Raw genomic sequence first — 16,655 nt, forward strand, 5'->3', positions numbered from 1 at the left:
AGTGGTTCTTACTGGTGCAGGACCTGCCAGTCTCACTGCGTTGCGGCATCACCGGCTGGGTTATTGTTTCCCAGGCCTTTCAATACTAATTTATATAATGAGGATTTCCCGCTTCACCATCTGGTAGAAAGCGGATCCTTTACCATTTCTTTTCAAAAGAATCATGTAGGCGTATCCTGACCGGGTGTTGTGCGACAGGTATAGGACCAGATTCCACTATTATCTATTCATTTAACATAGAGGTACTGTTCCATGCGCCCGATCTTGCATGCCCGATCAGGTATAGCAGCATCAGCAAGGTATAGCAACTAAGATATTACCTTGCCCTTAAGTGCAGATAAAGCGAACCGACACATCTTTGTAGTTGCCCTGCACCAGACTTTTTTAATCCATCCCATGGGAAGACACTTCGCTGTGGGGTGCTAGTCATTACAGCATGAGAGATGTAAGTAACGTTTACATACCGATGCTGTAACACCATTCATGATATCATTATTCAAAGGTATAACATTGGTCGAACTAGCGTGATTTTAATGATTTTTTCTGCTTTATGTGCTATACCTTGTTTTTTTAATTTAATTATTCTGTGATAGTGCTTCGTATTATACTCTTTATAACGACGCCTTCATTAACCCATTTTTTTCTCCGCCCTACTGCCTTCCTTTTGGGTCAGGCAGTTTTTTTACCTTAAAACACCTTATGTAACACGTTTAACTAATCCTTATTTTATGAGAAAACTCTTCGCAGTAGTTGCAGTCAGCCTCCTGACATTCAGCAACGTTTTTGCACAGGCCTACATGGACAGCAAGCTCCGGGCTGCCATTAAAGACAAAACCAGCCTCGTACAGGTGGTAGTAACTTTCAAAGGTGAAAGTGCCCCTTCGCTGCTTGACCTATCCGCACTCACGCAGGCTGGTATCACCAAAGGCCTCACGCTTAAATCGCTGCCTATCGCCGGTGTGCTGGCTACAGGCTTGCAGGTAGAACTCCTCTCCAAAAGCCCCCGTGTGCTCTCGCTATACCTGAACGAATCGCTTCGATACGAAAGTAACGCAGCCACCGCCCTGACCGGGGTAGACAAGCTGCGCACCGAGCCGATTTTCATGAGCCGTAACGGTGGACTGCCGCTCACCGGCAAGGGGGTAGGCGTTGTGGTGAATGACAGTGGTGTGGACGGAACGCACCCTGACCTGCAGTTCGGTCGCAACCTGAAGCAAAACGTCACAGCGGCTACCAACCTCAATGCCGTGTCCTCGCTGCTGCCCTACCTGATTCTGGAGAATGTGCCGAACACGGATGCCACTGGCGGCCATGGTACGCATGTGGCAGGTATAGTAGGCGGCACCGGACAGGCTTCGCAAGGCTTGTATGAAGGAGTGGCTCCGGGTGCTGACCTGATCGGTTACGGCTCCGGTGCGGCCCTGCTGCTGCTCGATGTGCTCTCCGGCTTTGACTACGCCATCACCAACCAGGCTCGCTACAACATCCGCGTGATCACCAACTCATTCGGCACCACCAGCGACACCGGCACTGACGTGAACCCGGCCGACCCGATTACGCTGGCCACCAAGCGCTGCGTGGACCGCAACATTGTGGTTGTGTTTTCGGCAGGCAACTCAGGCCCGGGATCCGGCACCATGACGGGACAGTACAAAAAAGCGCCGTGGGTAATTGCCGTGGCGGCTGGCGACAAGTCAGGTCGTCTGGCGGACTTCTCTTCACGAGGAATCAAGAACAAGGGCGGTTCTTTCACGCTGGATGGCAAGACCTATACCTGGGAAGACCGTCCGACCGTGACCTCTCCGGGTGTGGACATCATCGCGGCCCGTGTGATAGCACCGGTATCATCGCTTTCCATTGACAAGGATGCTACGGAACTGGATCCTGCGCACGTGCCTTACTACACTCACATGAGCGGCACCTCCATGGCGGCCCCGCATGTGGCAGGTATAGTGGCCCTGCTATTAGAGGCCAATCCGACCCTGACGCCTTACCAGGTAAAGGAAATACTGCAGCAGACTGCTACCAACATACCGAACCGTGAGAAGTGGGAGGCAGGAGCAGGCTATGTGAATGCTTACGCTGCCGTAGACAGAGTTTATCGTTCGTCGGCTCCTTACGGATCTACCCTGAACATGAACCGCACTTTCCGCAGCAGCGTGAACACGAACAACGTGGTGGAGAACTTCACGATAGACTACAACCCTGCCACTGCCGCCACCAACGACTATACCTTCCAGGTGGCAGAGGGCACCACGGCGATCGAAGCGAAGATCAAAACAACAGGACTGCTGGGTGAAACAGGCAACCCTGTAAACCTGGCGCTTATCTCCCCATCCGGAGCCGAAACCCGCTCGGGCATACCGGTACTTTTTGCGCTGAGCTATGACCGTGGTGTGGCAGTGGCCTCACCGGAGCCGGGTACCTGGACGGTGCGCATCTCCGGTTTGAACGGAGCCGCTTTCCCGGAGCAGATCAACGGTGCCGTGAACATGATGACGGCAGCCGGCACCTCCGGGCTAAATGATATAGCTGGTCACCCGGCCGAAGCCTCGATCATGCTGGCTGTGAGTGCCCGCCTGGCCGACGGTCTGAGTGGCGGCAGCTTCAAGCCGGATGAGTTGCTCAAGCGTATTGACATGGCTGACTACCTGATGATGGGTGAAGGCATACGCCAAAACCTGCCAGCAAATGGCGCCTATACCCTGACCGATGTGAAAGAGCGCAATCTGATCGCAGAGTCGGTAACAGCTATGGGTGCTGCCCTGCGTGATCAACTGCATAAGCAAAACGGCATTATGCTGGCGGCGGCCCCGGGCAAATTCAACCCGAATGGCAAAGTGAACCGCGCTGAAGTAGCTTACTCGCTCGTACAAGCCCTTGGCTTACAGGCCTATGCGCTGGAGCGCAACGGCAAAACGCCTACCGTGGAGTACAATGGCAAGAGCTACCCGATAACAGATGCCGCCACTATACCTGCCGGTCTGGAAGGTTATGTGAGCGTGGCGCTGGAGCTGAACATGATCAATGCCTTCTTCACAGCGACCCAAGGCCCGTATGATCTGAAGCCAGTGCTGCATGCCAGTTTCAAACCTTTGCAGGATGTGACACGCGCTGACTTTGCCGTGATCGTAACCCGCACGCACGGGCTGTGGAACAGCGGAGAGCAGCCACTTGCCGCAGAAGGCACCTCCAACCTGGCTATTTCAGCAGAAGGTAAACTGGTAAGCTATCCGAATCCATTCACAGAGGTGACCACCATCCGTTACGCTGTGGAGCAGGAAGGCCCTGTAACTGTAGAAGTGTTTGACATACTGGGCAAGAAAGTGCGCACGCTGGTGTCAGAAAACAAGACGGCCGGAGAGCATCAGGTCGACTTCCGAGCCGGCACTCTGCCTGCCGGTACCTACATCTACAAAGTGGAAGCAGGCCAGCGGGTATACTCCAACAAGATGCTGCTGGCTAAATAACGCCCCGCACATCTGCTAACAAAAGAGGCTCTCCTGATTGGGAGAGCCTCTTTTGTTAGGGTGGAGTCAGTTGCCCGGAAATTAACTGTATCACTTTGGCTGTGTTATAAGTATATTGTACTTAAGCTTTTTCGGGCGTACAGCCACTTGTGGCTTTCTTGGTGATTTTACATCATGGTGCCAGCCGCTCGAAAACAGCACACAAGCAGTAGAACGGGCGATACTTCCAATTTGGTTGTATTTCGCTGTTCACTGCTTTTATTTTAAATCATAGCAGAGCATTGGGCAGTTTTACAACAAGACTCTGAAGAAATATAAAACAAGTAACATTTAAATATGAAAGCATACAGCAAGTGGTATCATCCGTACGAGATCAATGAGAAGTATCAGAAGCGCGTGGCCTATTTTAGCATGGAGTTCGGTATACACCAGGCGCTCAAGACCTACTCAGGGGGCCTGGGTTTCCTGGCCGGTTCGCACATGCGCAGCGCGCACGACCTGCGGCAGAACATGATCGGCATCGGGATACTTTGGAAGTACGGCTACTACGACCAGACCCGCAACGATGACCAGACCATGCGGGTGCAGTTTCAGAAGAAGTACTATACCTACCTGGAAGATTCCGGCATTATGGTAACCGTAAACGTGAACGGCCACCCGGTAAAGGTGAAAGCCCTAGTGCTGCGCCCTGAAGTGTTTGGCACGGTGCCTATGTATTTCCTGACCACCAATATTCCGGAGAATGATCACCTGGCACGCACCATCACCTTCCATTTGTATGACAGGGAACCGTCAACCCGTATCGCCCAGAGCATTGTGCTGGGTATAGCCGGTGCCAAAGTAGTAGAGGAACTGGGCGGAGCCGACATTTACCACATGAACGAAGGGCACGCCCTGCCACTGGCCTTTTACCTGCAAGAGAAATTCGGGAACGCGGAGGAGGTACGAAAGCGTGTAGTGTTTACGACCCATACCCCCGAAAAAGCCGGTAATGAAGTGCACGACATCCATCTGCTCAACAAAATGTCTTTCTTCAACAAAAGCTCACTGGAAGAGGCCCGCCACATGACCGGCATGCATGGTAACTTCTTTGACTATACCCTGTCTGCCTTACGGATCGCCCGGATAGCCAACGGCGTATCGCAACTGCATGGCCAGGTGGCGCGCGACATGTGGTACGAGAACGAAAACGTGTGCGAGATCAAGGCCATCACCAATGCGCAGAACGCCCGCTTCTGGATGGACAGCACCATGCGGCAGGCATTGGAGCGCGACGACACCCAGGCCCTGGTACAGCGTAAGGCTGACATGAAACAGGACCTATTCGAATTGGTGGCTGACCAGACCGGTAAACTTTTCCGGAAGGATGTGCTCACTGTGGTTTGGGCCCGCCGCTTTGCCGCCTACAAGCGAGCTGACTTGCTGGTGCATGATATCGAACGCTTTTTTGAAATGATTTCCAATAAGTCGCAGCCTGTGCAGGTAATCTGGGCCGGTAAGCCTTACCCTTTTGACGAGGGAGCTGTAAGTGTGTTCAACAGCCTGGTGAACCTCTCGTATCAACGCAAAAATTTCGCGGTACTGACTGGCTATGAAATTGGCTTGTCCCGGAAGCTGAAACAGGGGTCTGACATTTGGCTGAACACACCACGTCGTCCGCGCGAAGCCTCAGGAACCAGCGGTATGACCGCCGCCATGAATGGAGCCGTGAACCTTTCGGTGCTGGACGGCTGGCTGCCGGAGTTTGCCCGACACGGTGAGAACAGTTTTGTGCTGCCGGTGGTAGACACCAGCCTGCCTGATTCGATGCAGGACGAGATCGATCACAAAAACCTGATGAGCATCCTGGAGAATGATGTGATACCGACCTACTACAAGGACAGGGGCAAATGGATGAATATCGTGAAGCAGAGCATGCGGGATGTGATGCCGTTCTTCGACTCAGACCGGATGGCGCATCAGTATTACGAGCAGATGTATTAACGCTGCGCTTAATGAGTAATGATGAATGAATAAAAGGCGAAGCGAAATGGATAATCAATATCCATTTCGCTTCGCCTTTTATTAACTATTACTTTTTACTCATTATTCATTACTCCTTCTCTCTTCCAAAGCGACTTCCAAAGAAATCACCTGGCTTCCAGCTGGGGCGCTCGGTTGCATTCGCTATCTGGAAGCTGATCAGGAAATTCAGCTGCACGTACTTTTTGCCGGCATCGAAATCGAAGGTACTGGTAACCTCGTCCTGCGGCAGGTGGTAGTGCACCTTGCGCCATTGCTCCACTTGCTTGTTCAGGTTGTTTTGTCCGTCTTTGGTCTTGTTGCCATACTTGATGTGCAGGGCAGGTATACCCTGCATCACAAAGCTGTACTGGTCGCTTCGGATAAAGCGCATCTGCTCCGGCTCCGGGTCTTCCTCCACCGTCATACCCAAATGATGCGCGGCAGCAGCCACTTCGTTCTCCAAAGTAGAGTGGTTTGCGCCCAGCCCCACCACCGATAAAAGCGGTGCGATAATGGTCGGCATATCGGTGTTGATGTTAGCTACGATCTGCTCTACAGGCACAGTCGGGTAGCGGGCGAAGTAGGCGGAGCCCAACAGTCCCATTTCCTCGGCAGTCACCATCACCAGGAGAATAGAACGCTTCGGTTTTTCTTGCAGTCTGGAGTAGATCTTCCCGATCTCGAGCACACTGGCCACGCCGGAGGCATTGTCGTGAGCACCGTTGTAGATGGAGTCGCCGTTTACGGCACGACCTATGCCTACGTGGTCGAGGTGGGCGCTGTGCACTACGTATTCATTTTTCAGCTGCGGATCAGCACCGGTGATCTTGCCGATCACGTTGTGGCTCTCAAAATCGTTGTAGTGGGAGGTATAGCGGGCGCGCAGGGTATGGGCGAGTGGGGCAGAGGCGGGCTTGCCTTGCTTCAGTTGGTCTCCCAATTTGGCCATTTCTATACCTGTTCCTTTCAGCAGCTGTTCAAAAGTAGCGGCGTTGACGTTGGCCAGCACGCGGATTTTATCCGATACATAGTTGCGTGACACGGCTACCTTTCCGTTCGGACCCATTACACTGTACGTGCCGCGCTCCAGGTTGGCAACACCGGCTTTTGGATTGTCCGTTGCCACAATGACGCCCAAGGCACCTTTTTCGGCCGCGATTTTCAGTACCGTCATCATATCGCGGCTGTAGGCCGACACGGTGGAAGGGAAGCTGGCAGGGGCACCGCGCATCACCACCACAATTTTGCCGGTCACGTCTATACCTGCGTAATCATCATAACCCAAATCAGGGGCGCTGATGCCGTAGCCGGCAAACACAAGCGGAGCTTCTACGCTCACCTCCGGCTCTTCGGCGTGCGGGTATACCGAGAAGTCTTTGTTATAAGTCAGTTGTAGCTCTGAGCCCATCGAATCGGCAAGGGTCATACTGGCCTCTTTGCCGGGGAATGATTGGCGCAGGCGCACCAGCTGCAAATAGGTGCCGTCCTCGCCACCGGGTTCTATACCTGCTTTTTTGTAATGCTCCACCACATAGTCCACGGCCATCTGGTAGCCCTCTGTGCCAGGCTTACGGCCCAGCAGACGGTCATCAGCTAGGTAGTTGATGTGGGCTTTTATATCGTTTGGCTTTACTTTTTTAAGCGATTTTTCAACCGGTTTGTCAAGTGTCAGCTTTTGGGCGGAGGCACTCCCTTGCAGCAAAAGACCGCAGGAAAGGGCTAGGAAGAGGAAGCGTTTCATTCAGATCAGTTTGGTTTAGTCACCAAATATAAGGGAAATGTAGGTATAGCGCCTCGCCTATACCTGAACAACAGGTATAGGTCAGGGCTTTGGGGATCGTTATTTGCGAGATTTCTTTCGCTCTGCCCACCTCAGGTATAAGGTCAGCATGGTTAACAAGGTCAGGAAGAGCAGTAGGCTTAGGATCTTCATACCGCAGGATTTACTGTTTCAGGTATACGTATACCCTATTTTATTCGACTTTCGCTTCTTTCTGATGCACCAGGTAGCTGGTGAGTTTGTCCCACTGCAGTCCCTGAAATCCGGCCCAGCCACCTTCTGCTATCAGTGTATTCAGCATGGAGCGGGCACCGGACTCCTCCCCCTTGTTGTTGATGTATTCGTCCCTGCCAATCTCGGAGGCAATCAGTGTGGTGCCTTGCAGCTCCACCCGGAAAGTACTGCTGGCTTCTTTGGTGAAAAAGTGCTTTGTCACCGCCTCCTCATCAGCCGGCGGATTGGGCTTTTCGCTGGGGTGTACCGTAAACTCAGCCAGCTTGTCTTCAATGCGGATGCCGGATACATTTACCCAGTTTTCTACATTGGAGGCCGGCAGCGTGATCTTTACGAAGTAGCCGATATCAGGCATTTCCGCCGTAGTTTTCTGTCCCCGCGCATCGTGCAGCTCGAAAGTGGAGTTAATGCCCTCCAGCTGCGACCAGAGGTTCACGTTGAAAAGCTTTTTCTTTGATTCCTCGAAGGCCGCCTGTGCGCTGGCCACATCCGGGTAGTCCTGTTCGTTCCGGTAGCGCTTGTCTTTTGACTCTTCGCCCCTCAGTACCTTTACTTCTTCTTTTACTTTATTTACGATCTTCTTAATGCCCATATTGTCTCGTTTTGGTTAGATATCTGAATTAAAGGTATACGTTATACCGGTGGGACGGTGGGGGACGTCTATTTCATTCTGTCAAATTTTCCCCTTGAGGACAGGCCGGGTTCATTCTCCTTTTTTGTCATCCCGGAGGGATCTTGAGGGTCAGTGGCGAGGGCTTACCCTTTCTTCCAGGATCGTAGACTGAATGACCGCAGGGTGTAGGTCTGTTTTCTAAGATTGAAAATCCCTGATCCCGATTGGGCAAGCATCTTAACTTCATAATTTACACCCCTATTGACCAGGGGTCACAAGTTCCGAATTCGCGTTCTCACTTGCCCTCAAGGGGATGGTTTGCGATAGAACTTAACGGCACTGCGGTGTAGCGGTGGGCATGTCTTTCAACGGATGCTTAACCAGTTAGGATAGTAGCTGAGAATGAAGCAGCCCTCGAAACAGAGGAGAGCATCCGCGCGGTTGATCGCACGAATACCTTTAAAAAAAGAACAGCACCGTCCGCATAGCGGGCAGTGCTGTTCGATAGTTACGATTCTACCGGGAATCAGTGCCTGGAGAGTTTTACCTTGTAAGACGTGCCTTGCCGGTCGGTGCAGTACAGCATGTAAATGCCCGAGTTCAGTTTTAGTGCGGTAAGGTCGAGCTCCAGTTTACGATCAGCAACGGTCACTGCGGAAGCCGACCGGTATACCTGCCTGCCTGCCATGTCATAGATGCTCAGTTGCTGAACTTCCGCCATACCTGGCGGCAACAGAAGTGTGAGTTCATCCCTGAAGGGGTTGGGGTAGGCACTGATCTCCTGCCGGAGCTGCCTGTCTGCTAAGCCGGCTACAGCCTGCGTCGAAGTGGCATTTATACCTGATGAGGTATAGGGCGAGAGCCTGCTGCCCGGTATAGGCCGTTCCAGCGTCCCGTTCGGCAGTTGCCAGCCCACGGCCAGGTGGTCGCCGCCACCGCCCTCCAGGTGCAACGCTTCTATGTAATACCGCTTGCCAGCCTCCAAGGTAATTTTAACCGACTGCTGACTTGATGCCTTTGTCCATTCGCGCTCGTAGGTCCAGCCGGGCACGGAGGCGATGCGCACTTTCTGAGCGGGATTTTCCGAAGTGCTCAGGTATAGCTCGGCCACATCGTCACCGGCGATCCAGAAGGTATACTGACCAGAGGCAGGAGCTGTCACGTAGCCCCTGATGCGGGAGCCGTAATTGGTGCCAACGTTGACAGGAGCTTCAAATATGCCAAGCTCTGTGACAGAAGTTGGGGTACTGTTGACAGGAACAGCGCTCACAGTGGAGCCGTACACATTTGCCCAGAAGTCGCGGGTGATCTTGCCGGACGCAGTAGGTGGCGTGCTGCCAAAAGGCGAGAGCCTGCTACCCGGTATAGGCCGCTCCAAGCTGCCGTTCGGCAGTTGCCAGCCCACGGCCAGGTGGTCGCCGCCGCCGCCCTCCAGGTGCAGGGCTTCGATGTAGTAGCGCCTGCCCGCCTCGAGCGTGATCTTAACGGATTGCTGGCTCGGATACTTGCTCCACTCCCGTTCGTTCGTCCAGCCGGGCACCGAAGCGATGCGCACTTTCTGAGTCGGATTATCGGTCGTGCTCAGCCACAGCTCCGCAAAGTCATCGGCCGCGATCCAGAAGGTATACTGTCCTGACGCCGGCGCTGTGATGTAACCGCGCACCCGCTGACCGTAGTTGGTGCCTACATGGGAAGGTGCCTCAAAACTGGTGAGCTCACTAACGCTGGTAGGTGTGCTGCTGACAGGTATAGCCGCTACACTGTTACCGTGCACATCCGCCCAAAACTCCCTGGTGATCTTACCGGATCCTGGCGTCGTGGTGCCGCCCGTGACGTTGACCGTGATTGGATTGGAGATGGACGTGTGTCCGCCACTGTCGGTGGCTCTGGCTGTAATGCTGTAGCTGCCAGTCGTGGTCGGCACCCAGGTATAGGTGAAAGGCTGGGTGCTCGAGCTGCCGATGACGGTGGTGCCGGCCAGGTATTCTACTTTCGTCCAGGTGCGGGCCAGGTCGGTGAAGGTGACTTTCAACTCCACATTGCTGCCGGCGGCGAAAGAGGAATTGTTGGCAGGCGAGGAAATAGCAACCGGTTTAGTAGTGGCAGTGCCGCAGTCTGGGTAGAGGTCCACGAAAGTCGAAGCTGACAAGCCCGCTGGGTCTGTCACTTTCAGATTGATGCGGTAGAAGTAGGTTTCGCCGTCACAACCCACCGGCGTGATGGTGGCCGAAGTGGCCGGGTTGGTGTCGATAGCTCCGGGGTGGGTGTGCGTGTTGTGATGCAGAACCGTCTGCCATTCGTATTTGAGCTGCGTTGCTGCGTGCTCCTTATCTGTTACATTGGCAGCCAGCTTGTACACGGTGTTCTGCGTCATCGGGTATTTTGTGCCGGCGGCCGGGCTGGTGATCTGCACCGTCGGAGGCGTGTTGTTCACCGAAATGGTTAGGTTGGCAGTCGTGCTTAGGCCTCCTGCATCGGTTACCTTCAGCACGACCTGATAAGAGGCAAGGCCGGTCGCGTTGAAGGTATGGCTCGGATTCGCCTCGGTGGATACGGCCGTGCCGTCGCCGAAATTCCACTCGTATTTGAGTGCCTGTCCCTCCGGATCGGAAGAGCCGCTGCTACTGAACCGGATGGTGAGTGGGCTGGGGCCAAAAAGCTTATCGGCCGAAGCAGTAGCTTTTGGAGGCTGGTTGGTGCCGGCGCCGTAGCTGATCTTACGGAGCTGAGCGGCATAGTTGATGTAGTAAAGGCCTCCTGAAACAGGGTTGGTGGCAATGGCTACGACTGCAGCGCCGTTATCGACGAAGTTGCTGATCGATTTAGGGTTATCAGACGCATCGAACGTGGAGGTTTTGATCCAGCCACCCACATAATCGCCAAAGAAATACGTGTTCTTGTACTGCGCCGGAAAGTCGTTGCCAGTATACCACACGCCGCCCGTCACGGAGCCGCCCCCGAATTGCGGACCAGAAACCGGAGAACCAGCAGCGCCGATGTTCACCACAGTAGCATCCTCTCCGTTGAAAGTGCCGGTACGGGATCCGCCTCCTTTCTGCACATGCAGCCAGTCGAAGGCAGGGCGGGCGTGCACAAACAGCCTGAAGGTAGAGGCAGGTATAGCCACGTTCCAATTGCAGGGGTTACCAAAATAAGGCTGCGTCGTGCGTCTCGTCTGCAGGATGAGTTCGCGGTACAGGAAATACTGCTGCGTGCAGCCGCCCTGTCCGTAGAGCGGATTTTGTGCTGTCTGGGTGTTGTAAACCAGCCGGTGGAAGTGCCATTCCTGTTGCTCCAGCCCCTCGTAGATGGGCCAGCCAAAGTTCATACCCGGCTTGGGCGCCACGTTTATTTCCTCATAGTTATACCAACCCACATCGCCAATGTAGAGCGTGCCGGGGTTGCCGGCGCCCCCAGATCCCGGTTTTATGGTAAACCGGAAAGGGTTACGGAATCCCAGCGCCCATACCCTGGAGGCAGGGGCCCGCGGATCGGCGGAATTGTAGAAGGGGTTAGAGGATAGTCCGTTGCCGGTGGCCGGATCCACACGCAGAATTTTACCGTTGAGCGAGTTGACCTGCTGCGCCCGGTAGGCACCGATGTTGTCTTTTTCTGTGATGATGCCGTCCCGGATCGCCTGCGGTACATAGGTATCGTTCGGGTTGGCCGGGTCGTAGCCCGTGTCCACGTATCCGGCTGAACCCGCATCGCCTGTGGAGATCAGCAAGGAGCCGTCCTCCCCGAAGATCAGGGAGCCCACTCCATGGCCCATGTAGAGGATGGGTATACCTTTGGAGATCGATTCCCCGATCAGGATTTTGCGGGTGCTCAGGTCTGTGGTTTTGCGGTTATCAGTTGAGCGGGCGGTATAGCGGGTCAGGCGGCCGATGGTGGCGCTGTTATAGTCATTGGCAGCTGCACTGTAGCTGCCGGTGCCGTAGTAGAGCAGGTGGTGCCGGTCCACTACATATAGCAGGTAGAAGTAGCCATTGGATTCGAAATTGGGGTCCAGGGCAAAGCCGAGCAGGCCATGGTCCACCCAGTTGCCTACTTCTTCGCTGATGTCGATCAGCGGCACAGGAAGTTTCTGCCCGTTCTCCACGATCCATACCTTGCCGCCTTTTTCCCAGACGTAAATCCGGTTCCCGTCTTTCGAGAAGGTGAGGCCTACCGCAGCATCCCAGTTGCCGCCGATCTGCACATTGGTAAACCCGGAAGGTTGCGCGTAAAGTCCTGTAGAGGCGGTTGTAAGGAGGATCAGGTATAAAAAGATGTTAAGAAACCAGGAATTGCGACGTTTGTTGGTGTAAGTATTGCGCATACACACCGGAGCACAGCTTCTGCGAAAGCTGCTGAGTTTGTACTTTTCAAGCATAGGGAAGAGTTTAAGCTAATGTAAGAGGAGGGCAGACATGAGCAAACGCTGTTCGTGCGGCCAGGCAGAACAGAATCGCCTTACTATACCTGACTTCAGTGTCAGGAGTGGAGTTTGATAGCTAAGAAACTACTTTGTAGAGTTCCGAATCACCATTTTGGAGTCATTCCTAATTTTAGCTATTTGTTCTAATAGTTTAAGTTACTATTTAAATAACACCAATATTTACGATGTTATAGGGCGATAGTTTCGGCGGTAGCTGCTTCTCCGGCAGTTAATTTAAGCTGGTCTGGCTGACAGAGAAGCACGGTGAATGGAGTGCGTTGATTACGAGGGATATAGCAAAAAAGCAAGCCCTTCGCCAAAGGCAGAAGGGCTTGCTGGGAAAGGGTTTAGGTATAATGTTCGGGTGCTCGGGGCGCTCTTCTTAGGTATAGCTTAAGCACGCGTTTGTTTTGCCGGAGCTTCTTCTTCAATTAATGGTGACACGTCCTCGTCCTCTTCCAAAGACCAGCCGGTTTTGAGGCCGATGATGAACCAGGCCAGGGCCAGCACACCACCCGCGAAGATCGTGTCACCGATCACACGCAGCCAGCGCAGGACGTTCATCGTGTCCGTCTGCATGAACTCCATAGAGCGAGCATACCACAGGCCGTACTCCACACTCGCCCAGGTCTGCATCAGACCGATTGGCAGCACGCTGATGAGCACCATCAGGATCAGGCCGATGTTGATGGACCAGAAGGCAAAGCTGATCACCCCGTCTTTCCAGCGGCGGCGGGCAGACAGGCCTTTGAGCACGAACAGCATCAGGCCGATACCCAGCATGCCGTATACCCCGAACAGGGCGGTGTGGGCGTGCACCGGTGTGGTGTTCAGACCCTGCATGTAGTAGAGGGCGATCGGCGGGTTGATTACGAAACCGAATACACCGGCACCTATCAGGTTCCAGAAAGCCACCGCTACGAAGGAGTAGATCGGCCACTTGTAAGCTTTGATCCAGAGCGTTAGCTTGCTGATCTGCAGGTTGTGGTAGGCTTCGAAACCGATGAGCACCAGAGGCACCACTTCGAGCGCACTGAAGGTTGCACCCAGGGCCATGACAGCAGTCGGCGTACCACTGAAGTAGAGGTGGTGGAAGGTGCCAATGATACCGCCGAAAAGGAAGATAATCGTCGAGAACAGTACTGTTGCTGTCGCCATTTTGGTATCGAGCAAGCCCATGCGTACGAACAGGAAAGCGATCACCACCGTAGCAAACACTTCAAAGAAGCCTTCTACCCACAGGTGCACCACCCACCAGCGCCAGTACTCGGCAATGGCCAGGTTGGTATGCTGTCCCCACATCAGGCCGGAAGCGTAGAAAATGGCGATGGCAGCCGAGGAGATCAAGAACATGCCCAGCAGGTGACGTCCTTCCACATCATTTTTGAAGGCAGGCAAGATGGCACGTACCATCAGACCCAGCCACAGGAACAAGCCCACCAGCAGGAAGATCTGCCAGAAGCGGCCCAGGTCCACGTATTCATAGCCCTGGTGACCGAACCAGAAGTTCTCAGTATAGCCCAGCTTCTGCATGATGCCGTACCACTGACCAGCCAGCGAGCCGGCCACGATGATGAGCAGGCAGACGAATAGGAAGTTCACACCCAGTTTCTGGAATTTCGGCTCGTGGCCCGACACGGCTGGTGCTATATACAGACCCGTCGCCAGCCAGGAAGTAGCGATCCAGAAAATGGCCAGCTGCACGTGCCAGGTACGGGTGATGGAGTAGGGGAGGTACTCGGCCAGCGGGAAGCCGTACAATGCTTGCCCTTCCACACCGTAGTGTGCCGAAACAACCCCGAGTGTCACCTGCACCAGAATCAGGGCGGTCACGATCCAGAAGTACTTCAAAGTCGCCTTCATAGAAGGCGTGGCTGTAAGACCTAACAGAGGATCTTGCTTCGGTAGTTTGGAGTGGTCGATCTCCTCCTCACGGTTAGAGGCATAATAGTAAGCCAGCATACCTACACCCGCAATCAGGATGATCACCGAGAAACCGGTCCAGATGATGAGGTCGGAGCTTGGCTCGTTGGCTACCAGTTTCTCGGCAGGCCAGTTGTTGGTATAGGTGATCTTTTTGCCCGGACGCTCGGTTACGCAGGCCCAGGAGGTCCAGAAGAAGAACGTATTCAGTTTCTCCATGCGCACCGGGTCTTCCACGGTATTGTCCTTCATGGCGTAGGCGTCGCGGTGTTTGGCGAGCGCCGGGTCGTTCATGAACAGGCCGGTGTAGTGCTTGCCCACTTCTGCAATCGCCTCGGCACGCAGGTCCGACACAGTCAGTATACCTGTCTCAGGGTCATAGGTGTTAGCACGAATCTGCTTCTGCAGACGAGCCTCCAGCATGGCCTTTGTCTCTTCGTCCAGTTCTTCATACAGCACGCCTTTTTCCTGCTGTGCCCAGTAGTCCAGGAAGTACATGGCCTCCTTGTGCAGCCAGTCGGCACTCCAGTCAGGTGCTATGTAGGCGCCGTGTCCCCAAACTGAGCCCAACTGCTGTCCGCCCGTGGACTGCCATACGTTCTGCCCGTCCTTGATATCATCTCCTGTGAACAGGACTTTTCCGGATGTGGTGACCACCTGGACAGGTATAGGTGGTGCCTCTCTGTAAATCTCGATACCGTAGTATCCGAGAACGGCGAAGGAGCCGACTATCACGGCAATGAACCCCAGCCATAGGTTTCTGTATTTCATAAAGGGTAAAAATTTGAGTGGTTTATATTGAATTAGATTTGAGATTTAAAGCCGGGATTCCTGCCAAGGTCTTCTAGAACATGTAGGTAAGGTTTACCATGCTGCGTCGGTTGCCTTCGGTGTGGTGGTGCGCCTCGGTGCTGCTGACAGGCAACTGCAGCGTGCCGCCCACCGCAATGTTTTTCACATACACGCTCAGGCCCAGGTTGGTGAAGAAAGAGTCGCCACCTTTCTGTAGGTTGGGAGCACCTTCAATCTGGTCACCATCGGCATGCTCGTAGTACACGCCTGCGCTCGGTAGCAGGGAGATGCCCTTCACATTTTGCCAGTAAAACAGGTTAGAGGCAGCGCTGACGCGGTTTCCGAAACGATAGCCGCTGCTGTTCTCGGTATTGAAGCGGTAGGTAGCGTCGTTACTCAGGCCCAGTTGTTTGTAGCGGATGGTGTACATGCCATTCACCAGGTAATCAGTGGTACCGGTACCGGGCTGCAAGTTGGGGGTCAACTGCTCGCCGTGCTCCTGGTTGCGGTAGGCACCTGTGGCGAGTTTCACACCACCACCCACCTGCAGCGTGTGCTTCAGGTTGCGGTCGATTCTGTCGCCGGTGTTGATCAGCGAGTAGTTGGCCATCAGGGTCACATCCCCAAAACCTCTACTGGTAATAGTGTGGTGTCCGCCTGTCTGCTCATTGAGCATGTAAGGCACAAAGGCAAAAACCTGCACATTTTTGGCCGGCACGAAGCGGCCCCACAGCTCGGCGGTGGCAAAGTGCTCCTTTGTCACCTGCACGTGGGCACCGTGCGTGGCGGTAGTGGTATAGGAGCGCGTGGTATAGCGCAGACCCACAAAGTTTTTATGGAATTGGGGCAGAATGCCCATGTAGCTGCCGCCCATGGTGCAGCCTTTGTCGCAGGCCTGGCTGCTGACGTTGATCGATAAAAGGGCAATGACAAGTAAGAATATCTTTTTCATGACTTAGTTCTCTTGAAATTTTAAATAGAAAGGGTGACACCGAAGAGGCACCGGGGTGAGGAACTAAGCGAGGAAGCTTGGGGGATGAAAGATGGAGAAATCCGGTGAGGCATAAACCCTGGCCAGGTATAGGCAGCGTTCATTGTCCTCTTCCAGCGGTATAGCTGGTGCCAATGGAAGCAGTGTTGTACCGAAGGCGATCATATCGATCGTGCGCTGCTGCTGGCGTGGCGCCTCCTTTTTACGCTCCGAGTCTTTTTGGAGCTCCTTGCGGAGGTGGCATTTGCCCTGGCAGTCAGAACCAGGTAAGAACCTGTTCTCGCACAGTTCGCTGGCGATGTATGCTTTGTTAAGTTGATATACCATCAGGATACCCTGCTTGCTCAAGGGCTGCACCAGCACACACAGCACACACATTATGACAGCAAGCCGTTTCATGGCATCTTCTATTGGGTTGTTTTTGAACT

Annotated in this window: 8 protein-coding genes; 2 read left to right on the forward strand and 6 right to left on the reverse strand. The window is 54.0% G+C overall.

Going from position 1 to position 16,655, the window contains the following annotated elements; all coding sequences use genetic code 11:
* Positions 1 to 728: 728 nt before the first annotated feature.
* On the forward strand, positions 729 to 3,470 hold the full coding sequence (locus tag Q4E40_RS16490) for a S8/S53 family peptidase (protein ID WP_303413695.1): 2,742 nt from the start codon (positions 729 to 731) through the stop codon (positions 3,468 to 3,470).
* Between the two features lie 336 nt (positions 3,471 to 3,806).
* On the forward strand, positions 3,807 to 5,453 hold the full coding sequence (gene glgP / locus Q4E40_RS16495; RefSeq protein WP_303413697.1) for an alpha-glucan family phosphorylase: 1,647 nt from the start codon (positions 3,807 to 3,809) through the stop codon (positions 5,451 to 5,453).
* A 109-nt stretch (positions 5,454 to 5,562) separates the two neighbouring features.
* Here the strand turns inward: glgP and Q4E40_RS16500 are convergent, their stop codons facing one another.
* From Q4E40_RS16500 to Q4E40_RS16525, 6 genes are all read right to left on the reverse strand, one after another.
* Complete coding sequence (locus tag Q4E40_RS16500) at positions 5,563 to 7,215, reverse strand: M28 family peptidase (RefSeq protein WP_303413698.1); 1,653 nt, start codon at positions 7,213 to 7,215, stop codon at positions 5,563 to 5,565.
* Between the two features lie 232 nt (positions 7,216 to 7,447).
* A complete protein-coding gene (locus tag Q4E40_RS16505) occupies positions 7,448 to 8,080 on the reverse strand; it encodes a hypothetical protein (protein ID WP_303413699.1) in 633 nt (210 codons plus the stop codon).
* 547 nt (positions 8,081 to 8,627) lie between these two features.
* A complete protein-coding gene (locus Q4E40_RS16510; protein ID WP_303413700.1) occupies positions 8,628 to 12,422 on the reverse strand; it encodes a PQQ-dependent sugar dehydrogenase in 3,795 nt (1,264 codons plus the stop codon).
* A gap of 492 nt (positions 12,423 to 12,914) precedes the next feature.
* Positions 12,915 to 15,215: a nitric-oxide reductase large subunit gene (locus Q4E40_RS16515; RefSeq protein WP_303413701.1), complete on the reverse strand. Its 2,301-nt coding sequence runs from the start codon at positions 15,213 to 15,215 to the stop codon at positions 12,915 to 12,917.
* Between the two features lie 73 nt (positions 15,216 to 15,288).
* A complete protein-coding gene (locus Q4E40_RS16520; RefSeq protein WP_303413702.1) occupies positions 15,289 to 16,188 on the reverse strand; it encodes a hypothetical protein in 900 nt (299 codons plus the stop codon).
* A gap of 63 nt (positions 16,189 to 16,251) precedes the next feature.
* Positions 16,252 to 16,626: a hypothetical protein gene (locus Q4E40_RS16525; protein ID WP_303413704.1), complete on the reverse strand. Its 375-nt coding sequence runs from the start codon at positions 16,624 to 16,626 to the stop codon at positions 16,252 to 16,254.
* Positions 16,627 to 16,655: the final 29 nt, after the last annotated feature.

It is taken from the genome of Pontibacter coccineus, from assembly GCF_030546575.1.
GTDB lineage: Bacteria > Bacteroidota > Bacteroidia > Cytophagales > Hymenobacteraceae > Pontibacter > Pontibacter coccineus.